Genomic DNA, 21,641 nt, shown 5'->3' with positions numbered 1-21,641 from the left:
GCGGTGACTCAAAGTCGCTCGCCATTATTCGGCGTCGCATCCAAGCGTCGCTTATGATTGAGGGGTGATCGAAGCCCGTCATCTCCGCGTCCTGCGCGCAGTCGCCGCCACCGGCTCCTTCTCGGCCGCCGCGCGCGAACTCGGCTGTACCCAGCCCGCCGTCAGCCAGCAGATGAAGGCCCTCGAACTCTCCGCGGGCACGCCCCTCCTCATCCGTACGGGCCGCGAGATGCGCCTCACGCAGGCGGGCGAGGTCCTCGTCCGGCACGCCGCCGGCATCCTCGCCGGGCTGACCGCCGCCGAGGAGGAGGTCGCCGCCATCGCGGGTCTGCGCGCCGGCCGCGTCCGGCTGGTGTCGTTCCCCAGCGGCAGCTCCACCCTCGTCCCCACCGCGCTGGCCGCCCTCCGCGCCGCCCACCCCGGCACCCGGGTCTCCCTGGTCGACGCGGAGCCCCCGCGCTCGGTCGAGATGCTGCGGGAGGGCGACTGCGACGTGGCGCTCGCCTTCCGGTACGGGCCGGGCGGGACCGCCGAGGACTGGGACGACCTGGTCGTACGCCCGCTGCTGACCGATCGCCTCGTCGGCCTGGTCCCCGAGGGGCACCGGCTCGCGGACGCCGGCCAGGTCGGCATCGGCGAACTGGCCGACGAGCCGTGGATCGCCGGCTGCCCGCGCTGCCGCAGGCAGTTGGTGGAGGTGTGCGAGAGCGCGGGCTTCACGCCGCGCATCGATTTCGCGACCGACGACTATCCGGCCGTGATCGGCCTGGTCGGCGCCGGGATGGGGGTGGCGGTCCTGCCCGAGCTGGCGATGGAGTCGGTACGCCCGAAGGGTGCGCGCACCGTGGCGGTGGAGCCCGCCGTGCGGCGCGAGATCGTGGCGCTCACGCTCCCCGACCTGGCGCAGGTGCCGGCGGTCGCGGCCACGCTCGACCAGCTGGCGCTGGCCGCGGCGCGCTGAGCGGCGGGGCGTTTTCACGTCGGGGTGTTCGCGCGGCGGGTCCCGCCGGGTGGCGCGGACCGCCGTGTGATGCAGAAACGTTCCTTCAGAGGCTCAGGGGTCCGGCGTGCCGGCGGGCCCCGACGACGCCGCGATGAGGCGGGTTCGCGCCCGGCCCATCAACTCCTCGCGCTCGTCCTCGGTCAGGCCGCCCCACACGCCGTAGGGCTCACGCACCGCGAGGGCGTGCGCCGCGCACTCGGCCCGTACCGGGCACCTCATGCAGACCTCCTTAGCCGAGTTCTCACGCGCACTCCGCGCCGCGCCCCGCTCCCCCTCCGGATGAAAGAAGAGCGAGCTGTCCACCCCGCGGCACGCCGCGAGCAGCTGCCAGTCCCACAGGTCGGCGTTGGGTCCGGGAAGGCGGGAGAAATCTGCCATTGCTTGTCCCCTTGCGTCGATGCATCGAGAGCGTCTGGACCGTGAGGCGGCGTCTACTTGTGGAAGTAGATGTAAATATGACTCATTGCGAATCTAGCCACAGACACCAGCAAAACGGAAGAAAAGCCGCTAAATGGGGCATAGCTTTACTTAGGTGGCATGGCGACCCCCGATGCGCTTCTGTGCGACCGGGCCCTCACGTAGAGTGCCGATGGCGCCCGTCCGACCCGTAACTCTTTCGAGTGACCGTCGTTGAGAGTGCGAGGCGGTTGAAAGTACAAGCGATCGGGCAAGTGTCCGAGAGCGTCAATCGCACAGGTGACGAAATATGTACCAGCCTGGAGGCTCAAGGTGACGCGCAGCAGCTGTGAGAGCCGCGGAGGACAGTCATGACATCGGTCCTCGTCTGCGACGACTCCCCGCTTGCCCGAGAGGCGCTCCGCCGCGCGGTCGCGACCGTGCCCGGTGTCGAGCGCGTGACGACGGCGGCCAACGGCGAGGAAGTCCTCCGCCGCTGGGGCGCCGACCGCTCGGACCTGATTCTGATGGACGTACGCATGCCCGGCCTGGGCGGCGTCGAGACCGTGCGCCGGCTGCTCTCCGCGGACCCCGGCGCCCGGATCATCATGCTCACGGTCGCCGAGGACCTGGACGGAGTCGCGCTCGCGGTCGCCGCCGGCGCCCGCGGCTACCTGCACAAGGACGCCTCGCGCGCCGAACTGCGGGCGACCGTCACCCAGGCGCTCGCCGACCCGACCTGGCGGCTCGCCCCGCGCCGGCTCCGGTCCGCGGAGATGGGTGCGGCCCCGACGCTCACGGCGCGTGAGATCCAGGTGCTCGAAGGCATGAGCCACGGACGCTCCAACGCGGAGATCGGCCGGGAGCTCTTCCTCTCGGAGGACACGGTCAAGACACACGCCCGGCGGCTCTTCAAGAAACTCGGCGCCTCGGACCGGGCGCACGCTGTCGCGCTCGGGTTCCGCTGGGGCCTGGTCCGATAGGACCGGCCGATGCGCTCCCGCGCGGGTGTCTCGATCCCCGTCCGCCCTCCGGCGGGCGGGGTGGCGGACGCCCGTGCCCCTTTCCGCCGCCGATGCCGCATCCTTGAGGGGTGGAGTTCCTCGGGGACGATTCGGTCGAGCGGGAGGGGAGGGCTCAGAAGATGAGTTCCGGCGTACCTGCTCATAACGCTTCGGTGCACAACTACGGGCGCGGTGCCGCGGATGCCTCGGCGCCAAGGCACCATGGACCGATGCGCGACGACGAGACGACGGTGATCGGTGCACTCGTCCGCCGTGCTGTCGAGGGCGACGAGCAGGCGACGCACGACCTGCTGGCCCGGGTCCACCCGCTGGCCCTGCGGTACTGCCGCACCCGGCTGAGCCGGCTGCCCGGTGATGCCCGTCACTTCGTCGAGGACCTGGCGCAGGAGGTCTGCGTCGCGGTGCTGATGGCGCTGCCCCGTTACAAGGACACCGGCCGGCCCTTCGAGGCGTTCGTGTTCGCCATCGCCGCCCACAAGGTCGCCGACCTCCAGCGCGCCGCCATGCGGCACCCCGGATCGACCGCCGTGCCGTCCGACGAGATGCCGGAGCGGCCCGACGACTCCCTCGGCCCCGAGGAGCGGGCGCTGCTGAGCAGCGACGCCGAGTGGGCGAAGAAACTTCTGGCCAATCTTCCCCAGGCGCAGCGCGAGCTGCTCGTGCTGCGGGTCGCCGTCGGGCTGACCGCCGAGGAGACCGGCCAGATGCTGGGCATGTCGCCCGGTGCCGTGCGGGTCGCGCAGCACCGCGCGCTCAGCCGCCTGCGCGCCCTCGCCGGGCAGTAGCCCGCGCCCCACAGAGCCCCGGTGTCCGTGTGAACGTACAAACTCGCCAGGTGATCTTGCTCGTGGAATGAGACACCGCGCGATCCCGTTAGCATGGACATCCGCGCCGAGCAAGACCATTTGGGAAGGTGTCAGGCATGACTGCCAACGTCGATGGAGTGCCCGAGAAGTTCGCCATGCTCGGGCTGACCTACGACGACGTGCTGCTGCTGCCCGGCGCGTCGGACATGGCGCCCGACCAGATCGACACCTCCTCGTACATCTCGAAGAACGTCCGGGTGAACGTCCCGCTGCTCTCCGCCGCGATGGACAAGGTCACCGAGTCGCGCATGGCCATCGCCATGGCCCGGCAGGGCGGCGTCGGCGTACTGCACCGCAACCTCTCGATCGCCGACCAGGCCAACCAGGTCGACCTCGTCAAGCGCTCCGAGTCCGGCATGGTGACCGACCCGATCACCGTGCGCCCGGACACCACGCTCGGCGAGGCCGACGAGCTCTGCGCCAAGTTCCGCATCAGCGGCGTGCCGGTCACCGACCCGGCGGGCAAGCTGCTCGGCATCGTCACCAACCGCGACATGGCCTTCGAGACGGACCGCTCCCGACAGGTCCGCGAGATCATGACGCCGATGCCGCTCGTCACGGGCAAGGTCGGCATCTCCCGCGTCGACGCGGTGCAGCTGCTGCGCCGCCACAAGATCGAGAAGCTGCCGCTGGTCGACGACGCGGGCATCCTCAAGGGCCTCATCACGGTCAAGGACTTCGTCAAGGCCGAGAAGTACCCGAACGCCGCCAAGGACGCCGAGGGCCGGCTGCTCGTCGGCGCGGCCGTGGGTGTCGCCGGCGACGCGTACGACCGCGCCCAGGCGCTCATCGAGGCCGGCGTCGACTTCATCGTTGTCGACACCGCGCACGGTCACTCCCGCCTGGTCGGCGACATGGTCGCCAAGATCAAGTCGAACTCCGCGGTCGACGTCATCGGCGGCAACGTCGCCACCCGCGACGGCGCCCAGGCGCTCATCGACGCCGGCTGCGACGGCATCAAGGTCGGTGTCGGCCCCGGCTCCATCTGCACGACCCGCGTCGTCGCCGGCATCGGCGTCCCGCAGGTCACCGCGATCTACGAGGCCTCGCTCGCCGCGAAGGCGGCCGGCGTGCCGGTCATCGGCGACGGCGGCCTCCAGTACTCCGGCGACATCGCCAAGGCGATCGTCGCGGGCGCCGACACCGTGATGCTCGGCTCGCTGCTCGCGGGATGCGAGGAGTCGCCCGGCGAGCTCCTCTTCATCAACGGCAAGCAGTTCAAGTCGTACCGGGGCATGGGCTCGCTCGGCGCGATGCAGTCCCGCGGCCAGGCCAAGTCGTACTCCAAGGACCGGTACTTCCAGGAGGGCGTCGGCGCCGACGACAAGCTCGTGCCCGAGGGCATCGAGGGCCAGGTGCCCTACCGGGGTCCGCTGTCCGCCGTCGTGCACCAGCTCGCGGGCGGCCTGCGTCAGTCGATGTTCTATGTCGGCGGCCGGACGATTCCGGAGCTTCAGCAGAACGGCCGGTTCGTACGGATCACCTCGGCGGGTCTCAAGGAGAGCCACCCGCACGACATCCAGATGACGGTCGAGGCGCCGAACTACAGCAGGAAGTAACCTCCCACGTACACGCTGAGGGGCGGCCCCGGAGATTCCCGGGGCCGCCCCTCGCGTGTGTGTCGGCGATACTGGAACGGCATACCAAGAGGGAAAGGCCACACACGTGACTGAGATCGAGATCGGGCGCGGCAAGCGCGGCCGCAGGGCGTACGCGTTCGACGACATCGCCATCGTGCCGAGCCGGCGCACCCGGGACCCGAAGGAGGTCTCGATCGCCTGGCAGATCGACGCCTATCGTTTCGAGCTGCCGTTCCTGGCCGCTCCGATGGACTCCGTCGTCTCGCCGCAGACCGCCATCCGCATCGGTGAGCTGGGCGGCCTGGGCGTTCTGAACCTCGAAGGTCTGTGGACGCGGTACGAGGACCCGGAGCCGCTGCTCCAGGAGATCGCGGAGCTCGACGACGCGAGCGCCGCGACCCGCCGCCTCCAGGAGATCTACGCCGCCCCGATCAAGGCGGACCTGATCGGGCAGCGCATCAAGGAGGTGCGCGACTCGGGCGTCGTCACCGCCGCCGCCCTGTCGCCGCAGCGCACGGCCGAGTTCTCCAAGGCCGTCGTGGACGCCGGCGTCGACATCTTCGTGATCCGCGGGACCACCGTCTCCGCCGAGCACGTGTCGGGCGCCGCCGAGCCGCTGAACCTCAAGCAGTTCATCTACGAGCTCGACGTCCCGGTCATCGTGGGCGGCTGCGCGACGTACACCGCCGCGCTGCACCTGATGCGGACCGGCGCGGCCGGTGTCCTCGTCGGCTTCGGCGGCGGCGCCGCCCACACCACGCGCAACGTGCTGGGCATCCAGGTCCCGATGGCCACCGCCGTCGCCGACGTGGCCGCGGCCCGCCGCGACTACATGGACGAGTCCGGCGGCCGGTACGTGCACGTCATCGCCGACGGCGGCGTGGGCTGGTCCGGCGACCTGCCGAAGGCCATCGCCTGCGGCGCGGACGCCGTGATGATGGGCTCTCCGCTGGCGCGCGCGACGGACGCGCCCGGTCGCGGCCACCACTGGGGCATGGAGGCCGTCCACGAGGACGTGCCGCGCGGAAAGCGCATGGACCTGGGCGCGGTCGGCACGACGGAGGAGATCCTCCTCGGCCCGTCGCACACCCCGGACGGCTCGATGAACCTCTTCGGCGCGCTGCGCCGCTCGATGGCGACGACGGGCTACAGCGAGCTCAAGGAGTTCCAGCGCGTCGAGGTGACGGTCTCCCCGGCCGAGCACAAGCGCTGACCTGCGGAGTTACGTGAGAGGCCCGGGCCGCACGGTGGCCCGGGCCTCTTCGCGTGCGCTCAGGCGGCGGTCTTCTTCGCGGCCGAGAAGGCGGCGTAGGCGCCTATCGCGAGGAAGAGGAACGTCATCGGGCCGGCGTCCTCCTTCCACAGCGAGGTCAGGAACTCGAACCTCTGGAAGAGCAGCTCCGTCACGGTGACGTGCAGCAGGTCCGAGGCGGCGATCGCGAGGCCCAGGAGCTGGCCGAAGTACACCGCGCCCAGCGAGAGGATCGCGGCGACCACCGGCAGGGCGGGGTTGGCGCCGCCGGCCTTCCCGGCAGCGAGGCCGATGAGGTAGCCGACGGCGACCGCCGCGAAGCCGATCTGGTACTCGGTGGCGCCGATGATGCCGCCGTAGATCCCGGCGGTGACGAGCGCGGCGGCGAAGGCGGCGGCGACGCCGAGGCCGACGTTGTCGCGCATCGGGGCCGGGGCGGGGGCCTGCGGGTAGGCGTGGTCGGCGAACGGGTTGCCGGACGGAGGCGGCGGCACGGACTGGCTCATGGTGGAGATCCCCCCCAAGGGATGTGGTGCACCGTGGATGCGCACGGACGTGCGACGAGTGACGCCGAACGCTAGCAGTGCCGTACGACAGAGCACCCGTGGATTCCGGTCGCCGCGCTGCCTAGAGCCGGTGGGTCGCCCCCGTCGGGGACGCCCCGCGCGTGTCGAGGAGGAGCTGGGCCTTCACGGCGAGGGCCTGGAGGTCGTACGTCCGGTGGTTCTGCAGGAGCACGGTCAGGTCCGCGTTGGCCGCCGCCTCGTACAGGGAGTCGACACGCGGGACCGGTACGTCGCGCACGCGCCAGTCGGGGACGTGCGGGTCGTGGTAGCCGACCTGGGCGCCCAGGTCCATCAGCCGGGTGGCGATCTCCGGGGCGGGGGAGCCCTGCTGGTCGGCGAGGTCCGGCTTGTAGGTGACGCCGAGCAGCAGGACGCGGGCGCCGCGCGCGGATTTGCCGTGCTCGTTGAGGAGCGTGGCGCAGCGCTGGATGACGTACTGCGGCATGCGGTCGTTGATCTCCTGGGCGAGCCCGACCATGCGCAGCGGGTGGCCGGGGGTCCCGCCGCTGTGCGGGATGTAGGTGGGGTCGACCGGTACGCCGTGGCCGCCGACGCCCGGGCCCGGGCGGAACGCCTGGAAGCCGAACGGCTTGGTCTCGGCGCAGCGGATGACGTCCCACAGATCGACGCCCAGGTCGTGGCAGAGCACGGCCATCTCGTTGACCAGGGCGATGTTGACGTGCCGGTAGTTCGTTTCGAGTACGCCGACGGTCTCGGCCTCGCGCGGTCCGCGCGCCCGCACCACCTTGTCGGTGAGCCGCCCGTAGAAGGCGGCGGCCGATTCGGTGCAGGCGGGGGTGAGGCCGCCGATGACCTGCGGGGTGTTCGCGTACCCGTGCAGCCTGCTGCCCGGATCCACCCGACTGGGGGAGTAGGCGAGGTGGAAGTCGCGTCCCGCGCGCAGCCCGGAGCCTTCTTCGAGGAGGGGGCGCAGGAATTCTTCGGTGGTGCCGGGGTATGCGGCCGATTCGAGCAGCACGGTGGTGTGCGGGCGCAGGTGCGCCGCCAGGGTCCTGGCGGCGTCGCCGACGTGGCTCAGGTCGAGCGTGCGGTCGGCGCCGAGCGGGGTGGGGGCACAGATGACGGCGGTACGGACCCGGCCCAGTTCGGCCGGGGATCTGACGGTGCGGAAGCCGCCGGCCAGCATGCGGCGCAGGGCGGCGGCGGTGAGGGAGCCGTCGGCCGGGGCGCGCCCGGCGGCGAGGTCCGTGAGGCGGCGGGGGTCGGTGTCGAAGCCGATGGTGTCGATGCCGGAGGCGACCGCGGCCTGGGCGAGGGGCAGGCCGCGGTGGCCGAGTCCGATGACGGCGAGATCTGCGGGCATGGCGGTGGGCCGTCCTTCCCAATAGCCGGAGGGGAGGCAACACGCAAGCCCTGTGGACAGTTCGGGCGAGCGCAATTTCAGACTAAGCGTAAATATGACCGTTATGCGGCATTGTGTGAGGCCGGGTGCAGGAGTGTTGTCCACAGGCGGTGGCCGGAGGCGGGCGGCGCGGACAGAATCGAGGAGGCGGGGAGTGATCCCGGCCACCCGACCACTACGGGAGGCAGCAGTGAGGACAGCGACACTGGGACCCGCGGAGCGTGCCGAGGCGCTCGCGGCGATGGCCGAGCGTGAACTGGACGTGCTCGTGGTGGGCGCGGGAGTGGTCGGTGCCGGGACGGCTCTCGACGCCGTCACGCGCGGGCTGTCGACCGGACTGGTCGAGGCCCGTGACTGGGCCTCGGGCACGTCGAGCCGGTCGAGCAAGCTGATCCACGGCGGGCTGCGCTATCTGGAGATGCTCGACTTCGCGCTCGTGCGCGAGGCGCTGAAGGAGCGCGGGCTGCTGCTGGAGCGCCTCGCGCCGCACCTGGTCAAGCCCGTTCCCTTCCTCTACCCGCTCCAGCACAAGGGATGGGAGCGGTGGTACGCCGGGTCGGGCGTCGCGCTGTACGACGCGATGTCGGTGTCCTCCGGGCACGGGCGCGGGCTGCCGATGCACCGTCACCTCACGCGCAAGCGCGCCCTGCGGGTGGCGCCCGCGTTGAAGAAGGACGCCCTGGTCGGCGCGTTGCAGTACTACGACGCCCAGATGGACGACGCGCGCTTCGTGACGACGCTGGTGCGCACGGCCTCGCAGTACGGCGCCCAGGTCGCCAACCGGGCGCGCGTCGTCGGGTTCCTGCGCGAGGGCGAGCGGGTCGTCGGGGCCCGGGTGCGGGACCTGGAGGGCGGCGGCGAGTACGAGGTCAGGGCCCGGCAGGTCGTCAACGCGACCGGGGTGTGGACGGACGACACCCAGGCGCTCATCGGCGAGCGCGGGCAGTTCCACGTACGGGCGTCCAAGGGCATCCACCTGGTGGTCCCGAAGGACCGGATCCACTCGTCGACCGGTCTGATCCTGCGGACCGAGAAGTCGGTGCTGTTCGTCATCCCCTGGGGGCGGCACTGGATCGTGGGCACCACCGACACCGACTGGGACCTCGACAAGGCCCACCCGGCGGCCTCCAGCGCGGACATCGACTACCTCCTGGAGCATGTGAACTCGGTACTGGCGGTGCCCCTGACGCGCGACGACGTGCAGGGCGTGTACGCCGGCCTGCGGCCGCTGCTGGCCGGGGAGTCGGACGCCACGAGCAAGCTCTCGCGCGAGCACACGGTGGCGCACCCGGTGCCGGGGCTCGTCGTGGTCGCGGGCGGCAAGTACACGACGTACCGCGTGATGGCGAAGGACGCGGTGGACGAGGCCGTGCACGCGCTCGACCAGCGGGTCGCCGAGTGCGTGACGGAGGACGTGCCGCTCGCGGGGGCCGAGGGGTACCGGGCCCTGTGGAACGCGCGGGCGCGGATCGCGGCGCGGACGGGGCTTCATGTCGTGCGCGTGGAGCACCTGTTGAACCGGTACGGCTCGCTGGCCGAGGAACTGCTGGAGCTGATCGCCCGCGACCCGTCGCTCGGCGACCCGCTGAGCGCGGCGGACGACTACCTGCGCGCCGAGATCGTGTACGCCGCCTCCCACGAGGGGGCGCGGCACCTGGACGACGTACTGACCCGGCGTACGCGGATCTCCATCGAGACGTTCGACCGGGGTACACGCAGTGCACGGGAGTGCGCGCAGCTGATGGCGCCGGTGCTCGGGTGGGACAAGGAGCAGATCGAGAAGGAGGTCGAGCACTACGAGAAGCGGGTCGAGGCGGAGCGGGAGTCGCAGCGCCAGCCGGACGATCTGACGGCCGACGCCGCGCGGCTGGGGGCGCCCGACATCGCGCCGATCCAGTGACAGGCCGTGATGCGGCGAACTCGGCCGGGTGGTGGGGAGGTTCGGTGGAGCCGCTCTGACACTGCTGTGACCTGCGCGTGGTCCCTTTTGTTCCCCCGGGGGAAAGGCCCCGGCGACCCGGGACCACGATCGGTCGCGCGGTGAGGGACAATGAAGGCTCTGCCAGGGCGCGTTACCGCATCACCCTGGAACGCAGCCATCGCGGGCGAAGATCAGGGATCGCAGAGGGGACGCATGTCGGAGGCGGAGCAGTCCAAGGACCCCCAGGGGCGTCTTCTCGCCGGGCGGTACCGGCTCGGAGAGGTCCTCGGCCGGGGCGGCATGGGTACGGTCTGGCGCGCGGTCGACGAGACGCTGGGCCGCACGGTCGCGGTGAAGGAACTGCGCTTCCCCACGAGCATCGACGAAGAGGAGAAGCGCCGCCTCATCACGCGCACGCTGCGTGAGGCCAAGGCGATCGCCCGCATCCGCAACAACGGCGCCGTGACCGTCTACGACGTGGTCGACGAGGACGACCGGCCGTGGATCGTCATGGAGCTGATCGAGGGCAAGTCGCTCGCCGATGTCGTGCGCCAGGACGGCCTGCTGACGCCGCGACGGGCCGCCGAGGTGGGCCTCGCGATCCTCGACGTACTGCGAGCCGCGCACCGCCAGGGCATCCTGCACCGCGATGTGAAGCCGTCCAACGTCCTGATCTCCGAGGACGGCCGGGTCGTGCTGACCGACTTCGGCATCGCGCAGGTCGAGGGCGACCCGTCGATCACGTCGACCGGCATGCTGGTGGGCGCGCCGTCGTACATCTCGCCGGAGCGGGCCCGTGGCCACAAGCCGGGCCCCGCCGCCGACCTGTGGTCGCTGGGCGGTCTGCTGTACGCCTCGGTGGAGGGCACCCCGCCGTACGACAAGGGCTCCGCGATCGCGACCCTGACGGCCGTGATGACCGAGCCGCTCGACCCGCCGAAGAACGCGGGCCCGCTGACAGAGGTCATCTACGGCCTGCTGGCGAAGGACCCCGAGCAGCGGCTCGACGAGGCGGGCGCGCGAGCCCTCCTCAACGACGTGATCCACCTGCCCGAGAAGACGGACGAGCCCGAGCCGTCGCTGGAGGCGACCCGGGTGGTGGCACTGCCGCCGGTCCCCGACGACGTGCTCGGCGCGGTACGGCCGGCCAAGAGCGGCGCCGCGTCGGACGGCCCGCCCGCCGGCGAGCGGGTGCGCGGGGCGCTGAAGTCCGTGCGCAACGCGGCGGCGGCCCAGGCGGCGAAGCAGAAGCAGTCCTCCCCGGCGGGCTCCCCGCAGCCGCCGGTCGGCCCGAGGCCGCCGGAGCGGGCGTCGCTCACCGACGTCGTACCGCGTCGCACGCTGGTGATAGTGGCCGTCGTCGCGGCGCTCGCGGTGATCGGCACCGTGCTCGTGGTCGCACTGACCGGTGGCGACGAGGGGACCCGGGGCAAGACCAAGGACGACACGGCCGCGTCCAGCGGCGCGACCGCCGGCGGTGACGCCAAGGGCGGCGCGGACCAGGGCGGGGCGACGGACGGCGGGAAGAGCCAGAGCCAGGACCCGGGACAGGACCAGAAGCCGGACGACGGCCAGGGCGACGACTCCGGCAAGGGCGGCGACGGCGACGACGACCAGGGTGGTGCGGACGACTCCAAGACGGACGATCCGCCGAAGGACGGCGGACTGCCCGAGGGGTACGCGAAGGTCAGCGACGACCGGTTCCGCTTCACCATGGCGATGCCGAAGGGGTTCAAGCGGACCGACATAGCGGGCGTCAGCTCCGGCGGCATCTACAACGCGAAGCCGGGCGGGTTCCCGCGCGTCCAGGTCGACTTCAACGCCAGCCCCCGCGACGACGCCCGCGCCGCCTGGGCGGCGGCGCAGGCCGGAGTGGCCGCGACCAGCAGCAACTACAAGCACTTGGGGATACGGCCCGTCGACTACAACGGGTACCCCACCACCGCCGACTGGGAGTTCGAGCGCGACCAGGGAGGCCAGCGGATCCATGTCCTGAACCGCGGCTTCAAGGTGGACGCGAAGCGGGGCTACTCGATCATGGTGAGCTGCAAGGCGAGCGAGTGGAACGGGGACGCGTGCCGGACGCTGCGCCAGACCGCGCACGACACGTTCCAGCCGAAGGACTGACGTACGGATCCGCCGGGTTGCCGAGACCCGGCGGCGCGGCCGGGTCCGGCCACGTATCGTGAGAGCTCGTGGACTGACCGTACGCGACCGGAATTGACGACTTGGTGCGGTCACCGGGTCGGAGGTACAGCGCGCTCTGGGGAGGCGTCGTGGATGACTACGCGGGTCGGGTGCTTGCCGACCGCTACCGCCTTCCCCTGCCGCCTTCCGATGCGTACGAACTGGTCGAGACCAGGGCGTTCGACACCTACAGCGGCCAGGAAGTGCTGGTCCGTCAGGTCCCGTTACCCGAGGTAGTGGACGCGGAGTTCCTGGACGGCGAGGGCGGCGGGACGGCCGCGCAGCGGCGCGCGGCCGGTCGCACGACCCGGCGGCCGACCGATCCCGCCGTGCGCCGGGCCATCGAGGCGGCCCAGGCAGCCGCGCAGATCCCCGACCACCCCCGGCTCGACCAGGTCTTCGACGTGTTCGCCGAGGGCGGCTCGCTGTGGATAGTGAGTGAACTGGTGGCCGCGCGGCCGCTCGCGGCACTGCTCGCCGAGAAGCCGCTCAACCCGTACCGGGCGGCGGAGATCGCCGCCGATGTGCTGACCGCCCTGCGGGTGCTGCACGCGCACGGCTGGACCCACCGCAACATCACCGTCCGCACCGTGCTCGTCTGCGACGACGGCCGCATCGTGCTGACCGGCCTCGCGGCCGGCGCGGCGGAGGAGGCCCTGTGCGGATACGCCCCCGTGCCGGTGCCGGCGGAGCCGGACCAGGACCCGGAGGAGAGCGGCGGGGGCTGGGGCAGCCCCGGCTCCGGGCCGGACCACGGGCCGGACCCGCGGTACGGCGGCTCCGCCGCGCCCGCTCCCGGCGCCGGCGTGCGCACCGCGCTGCCCGCCACCGGCCAGAACCCCGCCGCCGAAGTGCGCGCGGCGCGCGCCGGGGCCATCGCCGCGTACCGCGCCGGAGCCCGCGCGGCGGCCCGGGTCACCGAGGAGCAGCGCCCGGGCGGCACCGGCGCGGTCCCGGCCCAGCGTCCGGCGGCCGGAGCCCCGCGCGCGATCAGCCCGTACGTCGACCTCGACCCCGAGCCGGCGCCCGAACTCCCGCGCGCCGAAAGCCCCCGCAGCCAGGAGCCGGCCGGCACCTGGCACGGCGCGGTCCCGCGCTCCCCGGCGGGCGACGGCATGCGGGCCGACGGGATGCGGGCCGACGGCCTGCGCCGCGGACCGCAGTCCCCCGAGGCGCCGCCCGCCCCGGCCCACGCCCGGAGCTGGGACGAGGTCGTGGCGGGCGGGCAGGAAGGCCAGGGCGGGCCGGTCCCCCCGTACCGGGGGCCCGCCACCCCGCTCGCCGCCGAGCGCGCCCGGCAGGCGCGGATCGCCGTCGTGGGACCCGTCACCGAGCGCTGGGCGCCCGAGCAGGCCGGCTCCGTGCACGGCAACTGGCAGCTCGCCCCGCCCATCGGCCCCTCGACCGACCTCTGGGCCCTCGGCGCGCTCCTCTTCCGTACCGTGCAGGGCCACGCCCCGTACCCGGAGGAGAGCGCCATCGAGCTGGTGCAGCTCGTCTGCGCCGAGCCGCCGGCCTTCGCCGAGGAGTGCGGTCCGCTGCGGCCGGTCGTCGAGTCGCTGCTGCGCCAGGACCCGACCGAGCGGCCCGACTTCGAGGAGCTGCGCGGCTGGCTGCGTTCGCTCGTACGGTCCGCGCCCGAGCCGGAGGCCGGCGCCGACATCGTGCCGCTGCCGTCCGTCGACGCCACGCGGCTGCCCATCGTGCGCCGACGCGGCGAGCTCGTCCGCAGACGCCGCGGCGCGTCGTCCGACGTGCACGGCCGGCACCGGCACAAGAAGGCCAAGGCCGCCAGAGGCAGGCCGGAGCAGCGGGAGCCGCGTGAGCCGAGGCCGCCGCGCGAGCCGCGCATCAAGGAGCCGCGGATCCAGAAGAAGCAGCGCGGCGGCCCGCGTTCGCTCGGGCGCACGCTCCTCGTCTTGATCCTCCTCGGCCTGACCGCGGCGCTGGTCTACGCGATGGTCTTCATGCCGAAGGCCGGCGAGGAGGACGCCGGCCAGGACGGCAGCCGGGGAGGCGACCCCGTGCGGGCCGGCGCCGGCCGGAGCACCGGTGCGCCCGCCACACCCGGCCCCTCCGCGAACGACGAGTCCGAGCCGCCGCCGCGGCGGACGCCGAGCTCCCAGCAGCCGCAGACCTCCGGCCCGGCCGCCGACCTCGCCCAGGGGTACGAGCTGCGCAAGGACCCCGAGGGATTCCAGATCGCCGTCGACAAGGACTGGGAGCGCCGGCCGATCAACGACGCCGGCCAGGTCCGCTACCGGGGTGCCGGCTTCGAGCTGCTGGTCGTCCCCGGCCGCGACACGGTCAAGGAGTACGGCGGCGACCCGATGGACTACCAGCTCAAGAAGGAGCGCGAACTGCAGGCCGTGCGCGACTCCTCCTGGTCGACCCAGAATGGTCTGCGCCGCATCGACGTGGGCCGGCAGGCCATGGCGGAAGGCCAGTTCACCTGGCAGGACAGCAGCGGACGCGATGTGTACGTGCGCAACCTCGCGATGATCGTCGCCGACCGGTACCACGTGGTCCAGGTGATCGGACCGGAAGCCCAGCGCGACGAGATCACCGAGATCTACGAACAGGCCACGGCGGCCTACCGGGTGACAGGCGGCTGACCAGGCCCATGGGCCTCCACGACGCGGGGCAGGACAGATGACGTGGACCACTCACACGCGATGACCGGCGGAACAGGCGGCGACAGCGGCCTGATCGCCGGGCGCTACCGTCTGGGCGACCGGGTCGGACGCGGCGGCATGGGGACCGTGTGGCAGGCGACCGACGAACTGCTCGGCCGGCATGTCGCCGTCAAGGTGCTGCACTTCGGCGGCGACGAACCGGGCGTCCCCACCGCCGACGCGCGGCTGCGGCGCGAGCGCGCGCTGCGCGAGGCCAGGACCGTGGCCCAGCTGGTGCACCCGCACGTGATCGTCGTGCACGACATCGTCGAGGACGCCGGCACCGGTCTCTCGTACATCATCATGGAGCTGATCGACGGCGACTCGCTCGCCGACCGGATCGCCGCCGAGGGCCCGGTCGACGTCCGCGAGGCCGCCCGGATCGGCCTCGCGTTGGTCGGCGCGCTGCACATGGCCCACGAGCGCGGCGTCCTGCACCGCGACCTCAAGCCCGACAACGTGCTGCTGGAGGCGGGCACCGGCCGGGTCGTCCTCACCGACTTCGGAATCGCCCGGCTCGACGGCGGTACGACGATCACCGACGCCGGGTCCTTCGTCGGCTCGCCCGAGTACACCGCGCCCGAGCGGATGGAGGGCCGCGCGGCGGGTCCGGCCTCCGACCTGTGGTCGCTCGGCGTGCTGCTGTGCACGGCGGTGAGCGGCGAATCGCCCTTCCACCGCGACTCCCTGGGCGGCGTCCTGTGCGCCGTCATGCACGACCCGATCGTGCCGCCGGCCGCCGCGGGCCCGCTGCTCCCCGTCGTACGCCGCCTCCTGGAGCGCGATCCGGAGCGCAGACTCGGCGCGGCCGAGGCCGAACGGCTGCTGCTCGCGTTCCTCGCGACCGGCCTCGCCCCCGAGACCGCGCCGCCCTGCCCGGCCACCCAGTCCCACGTGCCCCTCGTGCCCAGGGCGATGCGGCTCAGGTTCGGCGGCGTCCGGGGCGCGCTCGTCGCCAGTGTGCTGGTCGCCGTGATGGCCGGGGCCGGCGCGGCGACGGCCACGCTGTTCCTGCGGGACGGCGAGCGTGACGGCGACGGCCGGGCGGGCGGGCGTACGGACGCCGCGCCCACCCGTACGGTCACCTCGACCGTGTCGACGCGGCCCGGCGACGGAGGGCCCCCGACCGGCACGGCCGACGCGGCCCGCACGCCGCCGCCCGGCTACCGCAGGGTGAGCGACCCGGCGGGCTTCACGCTCGCCGTTCCCGAGGGCTACGACCGCTCGGCCGACGACAGCCGGGTCGCGTACCTGTCGCCGGACAAGAGCATCAGGATCGGCGTGCGCCAGCAGAGCCCCGTACCGGGCGGGCCGCTCGGCGCGATGCGGCGGGCGCACCAGAAGGGCCCCGAGACCCACCCCGGCTACCGCGCCGGCAAGGTCACGCCCACCACGCACAACGGGCTGGCCGCCGCGCTGTGGGTGTTCGTCGGCGACGGTTTCGAGCCGGGCGACGAGGACCGGCACACATACGACCTGTGCTGGGAGGAGGGGGGGCTGATGTACGACGTGTGGGTCTCGGCGCCGGTCCGCCTCCAGGACGACGCCAAGCGGCACTTCGACACCGCCCTCGACTCGTTCGTCCGCGACTGAAGCGAGCACGGCCCGGCTGCGGGCATCGGCACAAGGCCCTGATCAGGCGTTATTTGCCAGTGAACACTGGCGCGGTGGTGTGGGGCCGGTGAAAAGGTATTACCGACGGGTACCAAAAGGCTCGCGGGAGGCTTACCCTCGCCCTCATGACGGACTCGCAGGCCCCCGCAGCCGCCCTCGGTACGAACCCCCTCGCCGCCGCCCCCGCGGGCGCGCGCACCGCGGCCGACGTGGTCACCCCCGAGGTGGTCGCCCAGCTCACGCGGGACGTGGTCGGCTCCGGCCGCACCGCCAACCACACGCCCCTCACCGGGGAGAAGCTGGCCGACCTGCCCGAGTCCACCCCCGAGGACGTCGCCACCGCGTTCGACCGGGCCCGCGCCGCGCAGCCCGTCTGGGCGGCGGTGCCCGTGCGGCAGCGCGCCGCGATCCTGCTGCGCTTCCACGACCTGGTCCTGGAGCGGCAGGCCGAGGTGCTCGACCTGATCCAGCTGGAGACCGGCAAGGCCCGCCTGCACGCGCACGAGGAGATCCAGGCGGTCGCCATAGCCGCCCGCCACTACGGGCGCAGGGCCGCGTCGTACCTCAGGCCGAAGCGGCGCACCGGCGCGATCCCGACCTTGACGAAGGTCACCGAGCTGCGCCAGCCGCGCGGTGTCATCGGCCAGATCGCCCCCTGGAACTACCCCTTCGAGCTGTCGATCGGCGACGCGCTGCCCGCCTTCGTGTCCGGCAACGCCGTCGTGATGAAGCCCGACACCGAGACCGCGCTGACCGCCCTGTGGGCCCGCGACCTCCTCGTCGAGGCCGGTCTGCCCGCCGAGGTCTTCCAGGTCGTCCTCGGCGACGGCCCGGTGGTCGGACCCGAGATCGTCAAGCACGCCGACTACGTGTCGTTCACCGGCTCCACCCGCACCGGGCGCGAGGTCGCCCAGGGCGCCGCCGCCCGCCTCATCGGCGTGTCCCTCGAACTCGGCGGCAAGAACGCCATGCTGGTCCTTGAGGACGCCGACGTCGAGAAGGCCGCGGCGGGCGCCGTCCGCGCCTGCTTCTCCTCAGCCGGGCAGCTGTGCATCTCCATCGAGCGGCTGTACGTCCACGCTTCCATCGCCGACGACTTCGTGGCCCGCTTCGCCGCCCGTACGAAGGCGATGCGCCTCGGCGCCTCCCTCGCGTACGGCGCCGACATGGGCTCGCTCGCCGGCGAGCGGCAGCTGGAGAACGTCAGGCGCCACGTCGAGGAGGCCGTCGCCAAGGGCGCCACGCTCGTCGCCGGCGGCGTCGCCCGCCCCGACATCGGCCCGCTGTTCTTCGAGCCCACCATCCTGGACGGCGTCGAGGCGCCGATGGCGGTGTGCACCGAGGAGACCTTCGGCCCGGTCGTCTCCCTCTACCGGTTCACCGACGAGGACGAGGTCGTCGCGCAGGCCAACGCCACCCCGTACGGCCTCAATTCGAGCGTGTGGACCAAGGACGCCAAGCGCGGCCACGCGGTCGCCGCCCGGCTGCGCACCGGCACGGTCAACATCAACGAGGGCTACGCACCCGCGTACGGCAGCGTCCAGGCGCCGATGGGCGGCATGAAGGACTCCGGCCTCGGCCGCCGGCACGGCTCCGAGGGCATCCTCAAGTACACCGAGGCCCAGACCGTCGCCCACCAGCGCCTGATCCCGATGGCGCCGTCCTTCGGCATGGACGACGAGAAGTACGCGGCGTTCATGAGCAGCAGCCTGAAGGCGCTCAAGGTCCTGCGTTTCCGCTGATCCCAGCTTTTTCGACGAGGAGCGCCAATGTCACAGGAGAGCTCTGTCCGCAGCCGGGCGGCTGAGGACGATTCCGCGTACGACTACGACGTCATCGTGGTCGGGTCCGGCTTCGGCGGGTCCGTCTCCGCGCTGCGCCTGACGGAGAAGGGCTACCGGGTCGGCGTCCTCGAAGCGGGCCGCCGCTTCACCCGCGCGACCCTGCCCAAGACCTCCTGGGACATCAAGAACTACCTGTGGGCGCCCGCGCTCGGCCTCTTCGGCATCCAGCGCGTGCACCTGCTCGGCAACGTCATGGTCCTGGCCGGCGCGGGCGTGGGAGGCGGCTCCCTCAACTACGCCAACACGCTGTACGTGCCCCCCGCTCCCTTCTTCCAGGACCGGCAGTGGGCGGACATCACCGACTGGCAGGCCGAACTCGCCCCGTACTACGACCAGGCCAAGCGCATGCTCGGGGTGCGCCTGAACCCGACCATGACGCCGTCCGACGTGCACCTGAAGGCGACCGCCGAGGCCATGGGAGTGGGCGGGAGCTTCCACATGGCACCGGTCGCCGTCTTCTACGGCGACGGCAAGGACGCCGACGGCAGCACAACGGCCCGCCCCGGCGCGGAGGTTCCCGACCCCTACTTCGGCGGCGCCGGACCGTCCCGCACCGCCTGCACCGAGTGCGGCGAGTGCATGACCGGCTGCCGGCACGGCGCCAAGAACACCCTCAACGAGAACTACCTCTACCTGGCCGAGAAGGCCGGCGCCGTCGTCCACCCCATGACCTCCGTCGTCGGCCTCGCCGAGCACCCCGACGGCGGCTACCGCGTCGCCACCGTCCCGACCGACGCCCGCCGCAGGGCCGTGCCGCGCACCCTGCGGGCCCGCCAGGTCGTCGTCGCCGCCGGTACGTACGGCACGCAGACGCTCCTGCACACCATGAAGGACCGCGGCGACCTGCCCCGCGTCTCGGCGAGGCTCGGCGAGCTGACCCGTACCAACTCCGAGGCCCTCGTCGGCTCGCAGACCACCGACCGCCGCTACCGCAGGAAGCACGGCGGCCACAAGGCCGACTTCACCCGCGGGGTCGCCATCACGTCGTCGATCCACCCCGACGACAGCACCCACATCGAGCCGGTCCGCTACGGCAGGGGCTCCAACGCGATGGGCGCGCTGTCGATCCTCCAGGTGCCGTACGCCGACAAGTTCCCGCGCGTCCTGGGCTGGCTCGGCAACGTCGCCCGGCACCCCGTCCTGACCGTGCGGTCGCTCTCCAATCACCGCTGGTCGGAGAAGACCATCATCGGCCTGGTCATGCAGTCGCTGGACAACTCCCTGACGACGTACCGCAAGCCGAGCGGCATCGGCAAGGGCCTGCTGACCGCCCGCCAGGGCCACGGCGCCCCCAACCCGAAGCAGATCCGCGAGGCGGGGCGGGCCGCGACGCTCCTCGCCGAGGAGATCAACGGCTTCGCCGGCAGCAACGTCGGCGAGCTCATGGGCACCCCCCTGACCGCGCACTTCCTCGGCGGCTGCCCGATCGGGGCCACCCCGGAGCAAGGCGTCATCGACCCGTACCACCGGCTGTACGGGCACCCGGGCATCTCGGTGGTCGACGGCTCGGCGGTCTCCGCCAACCTGGGGGTGAACCCGTCGCTGACCATCACCGCCCAGGCGGAGCGTGCCATGTCGTACTGGCCCAACAAGGGCGAGCCGGACGTGCGCCCGGCGCAGGGCGCGGCGTACGAGCGCCTCACGGCGGTCGAGCCGAAGGCGCCCGTGGTCCCGCGGGAGGCGTTCGGCGCGCTGAAGCTGCCGTTCCTCGGGATGCCGACGGTGCCGCCCAAAAGCTGAGCGGGCAGGCAAAAGGGGCTGCACCCCCCTCCGAGTGCAGCCCCTCGTGCCGGCTCTACCGGTATGTCACCGGGTCACCAGGTTCGGCGGTTTCACGCCTCCGAACCGGCCTTGCGGCGGCGTACGACGAACATCGCACCGACGCCGACCGCCACGGCCGCGCCACCCGCGAGGGCGAACATCGGCATCGCGGACGAGGAACCGGTCTCGGCGAGGCTGCCGGTCACCGGGATCGCCTTGGCGCCGCCCTGCGGCTCCGCCGGGGTGGGCACCGGCTTGCCGGCCGGCGGGTCCACCGGCTTGGGCTTGCCGGGGTTCTCGTTGTCGCTGCCCGCGGCCAGGACGTCGAACTCCCAGTACGCCATCGACGTACGGATGCACTCCTCGTCGGCGTCGACGTAGCCACCGAAACCGATGGCGAAGCTCGCGCCGGCGGGGGCGCCGGCGCTGATGTTCAGGCGCAGCTTGATGTCGACGACGTCCTTGGCGCCCAGTTCGGTCTGGCCGAGGAACTCCGGACCGCCGACTTCCTCCCAGGACTGCGTGCCCGCGTCGAAGTACTCGAACTTCAGGTGGCTGCTCAGCCAGTCGTTCTCGTCGTCGCTCATCGACTCGTTGTCGACGAACGCGATCCACTGGACCTCACCGAGCGCGGCGTCCGTGGGGTTGGCGGCGGTCATCGTGAAGTTGTGCCAGCCGCTGCCGGCGACGATCTTGCCGGGCAGGCCGTCGATGCTCAGCTGGAGGTCGGACTTGGGGTCGACGTAGTCGCCGTTCTCGTCGATCTCCGGCTCGCACGGCTGGTACTCGTCCGTCGGGTCCTTCGGGTCTTCCTCACCGGGGTCGGTGCCGGGCTCCGCCGGCTCGCCGTCCGGGTCCTCCTCGCCGTCCGGGTCGGTCTCGCCGTCGGGGTCGGTCGCCGGGTCCGTGGCCGGGTCCGTCTCGCCGTCGGGGTCCGTGGCCGGGTCGGTCGCCGGGTCGGTGGCGGGGTCCGTGGCCGGGTCCGTCGCGGGGTCGGTGGCCGGGTCGGTCGCCGGGTCCGTCTCGTCCGCGGGGTCCGTCGCCGGGTCCGTCTCCGGGTTCTCGTCGGCGGGGTCCGTGTCGTCGGCCGGGTCGGTCGGGTCCGCCGGGTCCGTGGCCGGGTCGGTCGTGTCCGCCGGGTCGGCGCCCGGGTCGGTCGCGAGGCCCGGGTCGGTCTGCGTGGTGGAGGTGGGGTCACCGTCGGCGTGCGCGGCCGGCGCGGCCAGGAAGGCGGCGGGAGCTATGACGGCCGTCGCGGCCGCGATGGCCATGGCACGGCGAAGCTTCATGTAGACCTCAGAAAGTCTGGCGTGCCGCATGGCTAGCGGCACGAGATGTGAGGGCCGCCGGGCTTGGGGGTGCACAGGTGGCCGTTGGTTCGCATGGATGACCTGTGACTGGCGTAAAGGGTTGCCCGGAAACTCACACGTTTCTCATGTGGGCTGCGTCACAGCAGGTCACGGGCGTCGGCGGACGGTGCCGTGCGACAGAGCGAAGGGCCCCGCGGACGGGGGAGATCCGCGGGGCCCCAGGCCGTCAGCACCGGCGTCAGGGCAGCGCCGGTGCCGCGGGGGGCGGCGCCGGGGGG

Annotated in this window: 15 protein-coding genes; 11 read left to right on the top strand and 4 right to left on the bottom strand. The window is 72.5% G+C overall.

Translation table 11 applies throughout. The features are described from left to right. Positions 1-64 precede the first annotated feature (64 nt). On the top strand, positions 65-961 hold the full coding sequence (locus E2E34_RS07830) for a LysR family transcriptional regulator (protein ID WP_138901192.1): 897 nt from the start codon (positions 65-67) through the stop codon (positions 959-961). A 93-nt stretch (positions 962-1,054) separates the two neighbouring features. Here the strand turns inward: E2E34_RS07830 and E2E34_RS07825 are convergent, their stop codons facing one another. Beyond that, on the bottom strand, positions 1,055-1,381 hold the full coding sequence (locus E2E34_RS07825; protein WP_138896198.1) for a WhiB family transcriptional regulator: 327 nt from the start codon (positions 1,379-1,381) through the stop codon (positions 1,055-1,057). Between the two features lie 389 nt (positions 1,382-1,770). Between E2E34_RS07825 and E2E34_RS07820 the strand changes: the two genes are divergently transcribed. The 4 genes from E2E34_RS07820 (at position 1,771) to E2E34_RS07805 (ending at position 6,083) form a co-directional block, all read left to right on the top strand. Further along, positions 1,771-2,382 carry a response regulator transcription factor gene (locus tag E2E34_RS07820; protein ID WP_003948568.1) on the top strand — a complete coding sequence of 204 codons (612 nt, stop codon included), beginning with the start codon at positions 1,771-1,773 and terminating at the stop codon, positions 2,380-2,382. 251 nt (positions 2,383-2,633) lie between these two features. Continuing rightward, a complete protein-coding gene (locus E2E34_RS07815; protein WP_028812321.1) occupies positions 2,634-3,209 on the top strand; it encodes a sigma-70 family RNA polymerase sigma factor in 576 nt (191 codons plus the stop codon). Between the two features lie 137 nt (positions 3,210-3,346). Continuing rightward, on the top strand, positions 3,347-4,849 hold the full coding sequence (gene guaB, locus E2E34_RS07810) for an IMP dehydrogenase (RefSeq protein WP_138901191.1): 1,503 nt from the start codon (positions 3,347-3,349) through the stop codon (positions 4,847-4,849). A 106-nt stretch (positions 4,850-4,955) separates the two neighbouring features. Further along, positions 4,956-6,083 (top strand): GuaB3 family IMP dehydrogenase-related protein, encoded by a 1,128-nt coding sequence (locus E2E34_RS07805; protein WP_138901190.1) that lies wholly within the window; start codon positions 4,956-4,958, stop codon positions 6,081-6,083. 59 nt (positions 6,084-6,142) lie between these two features. Here E2E34_RS07805 and E2E34_RS07800 read toward each other — a convergent pair whose 3' ends face one another. Both E2E34_RS07800 and E2E34_RS07795 read right to left on the bottom strand, forming a co-directional pair. Further along, positions 6,143-6,628, bottom strand: a complete 486-nt coding sequence (locus E2E34_RS07800) for a hypothetical protein (RefSeq protein ID WP_138901189.1) — start codon at positions 6,626-6,628, stop codon at positions 6,143-6,145. Between the two features lie 121 nt (positions 6,629-6,749). Next, positions 6,750-8,012 carry a nucleotide sugar dehydrogenase gene (locus E2E34_RS07795; RefSeq protein WP_138901188.1) on the bottom strand — a complete coding sequence of 421 codons (1,263 nt, stop codon included), beginning with the start codon at positions 8,010-8,012 and terminating at the stop codon, positions 6,750-6,752. Positions 8,013-8,241: 229 nt separating this feature from the next. Between E2E34_RS07795 and E2E34_RS07790 the strand changes: the two genes are divergently transcribed. From E2E34_RS07790 to E2E34_RS07765, 6 genes are all read left to right on the top strand, one after another. After that, positions 8,242-9,951 carry a glycerol-3-phosphate dehydrogenase/oxidase gene (locus E2E34_RS07790; RefSeq protein ID WP_138901187.1) on the top strand — a complete coding sequence of 570 codons (1,710 nt, stop codon included), beginning with the start codon at positions 8,242-8,244 and terminating at the stop codon, positions 9,949-9,951. Positions 9,952-10,185: 234 nt separating this feature from the next. Beyond that, positions 10,186-12,099: a serine/threonine-protein kinase gene (locus E2E34_RS07785; protein WP_138901186.1), complete on the top strand. Its 1,914-nt coding sequence runs from the start codon at positions 10,186-10,188 to the stop codon at positions 12,097-12,099. 149 nt (positions 12,100-12,248) lie between these two features. Beyond that, the gene (locus E2E34_RS07780; protein ID WP_138901185.1) at positions 12,249-14,774 is read left to right on the top strand and encodes a serine/threonine kinase C-terminal domain-containing protein; all 2,526 of its coding nucleotides are present in this window, start codon (positions 12,249-12,251) and stop codon (positions 14,772-14,774) included. 60 nt (positions 14,775-14,834) lie between these two features. After that, positions 14,835-16,427: a serine/threonine-protein kinase gene (locus E2E34_RS07775; protein WP_138901184.1), complete on the top strand. Its 1,593-nt coding sequence runs from the start codon at positions 14,835-14,837 to the stop codon at positions 16,425-16,427. 146 nt (positions 16,428-16,573) lie between these two features. Beyond that, entirely contained in the window at positions 16,574-18,190 is a 1,617-nt protein-coding gene (locus tag E2E34_RS07770) for a succinic semialdehyde dehydrogenase (protein ID WP_138901183.1), read from the top strand. A 27-nt stretch (positions 18,191-18,217) separates the two neighbouring features. Next, a complete protein-coding gene (locus tag E2E34_RS07765; RefSeq protein WP_138901182.1) occupies positions 18,218-20,032 on the top strand; it encodes a GMC oxidoreductase in 1,815 nt (604 codons plus the stop codon). Positions 20,033-20,124: 92 nt separating this feature from the next. Here E2E34_RS07765 and E2E34_RS07760 read toward each other — a convergent pair whose 3' ends face one another. After that, positions 20,125-21,342: an LAETG motif-containing sortase-dependent surface protein gene (locus E2E34_RS07760; RefSeq protein WP_244315559.1), complete on the bottom strand. Its 1,218-nt coding sequence runs from the start codon at positions 21,340-21,342 to the stop codon at positions 20,125-20,127. Between the last annotated feature and the right edge of the window lie 299 nt (positions 21,343-21,641).

This window comes from Streptomyces albidochromogenes (assembly GCF_005981925.1).
In the GTDB taxonomy this organism is placed as follows: Bacteria; Actinomycetota; Actinomycetes; order Streptomycetales; family Streptomycetaceae; genus Streptomyces; species Streptomyces albidochromogenes.
Note: the sequence above shows the minus strand (reverse complement) of the source record. Positions and strands in the feature narration are given on the sequence as shown.

Excerpts from the sequence above, each read along its gene's own strand:
- E2E34_RS07825 (WP_138896198.1), bottom strand. The coding sequence starts at position 1,381 with ATGGCAGATTTCTCCCGCCTTCCCGGACCCAACGCCGACCTGTGGGAC.
- E2E34_RS07820 (WP_003948568.1), top strand. The coding sequence starts at position 1,771 with ATGACATCGGTCCTCGTCTGCGACGACTCCCCGCTTGCCCGAGAGGCG.
- E2E34_RS07815 (WP_028812321.1), top strand. The coding sequence starts at position 2,634 with ATGCGCGACGACGAGACGACGGTGATCGGTGCACTCGTCCGCCGTGCT.
- guaB (WP_138901191.1), top strand. The coding sequence starts at position 3,347 with ATGACTGCCAACGTCGATGGAGTGCCCGAGAAGTTCGCCATGCTCGGG.
- E2E34_RS07800 (WP_138901189.1), bottom strand. The coding sequence starts at position 6,628 with ATGAGCCAGTCCGTGCCGCCGCCTCCGTCCGGCAACCCGTTCGCCGAC.
- E2E34_RS07795 (WP_138901188.1), bottom strand. The coding sequence starts at position 8,012 with ATGCCCGCAGATCTCGCCGTCATCGGACTCGGCCACCGCGGCCTGCCC.
- E2E34_RS07785 (WP_138901186.1), top strand. The coding sequence starts at position 10,186 with ATGTCGGAGGCGGAGCAGTCCAAGGACCCCCAGGGGCGTCTTCTCGCC.
- E2E34_RS07775 (WP_138901184.1), top strand. The coding sequence starts at position 14,835 with ATGACCGGCGGAACAGGCGGCGACAGCGGCCTGATCGCCGGGCGCTAC.
- E2E34_RS07770 (WP_138901183.1), top strand. The coding sequence starts at position 16,574 with ATGACGGACTCGCAGGCCCCCGCAGCCGCCCTCGGTACGAACCCCCTC.
- E2E34_RS07765 (WP_138901182.1), top strand. The coding sequence starts at position 18,218 with ATGTCACAGGAGAGCTCTGTCCGCAGCCGGGCGGCTGAGGACGATTCC.
- E2E34_RS07760 (WP_244315559.1), bottom strand. The coding sequence starts at position 21,342 with ATGAAGCTTCGCCGTGCCATGGCCATCGCGGCCGCGACGGCCGTCATA.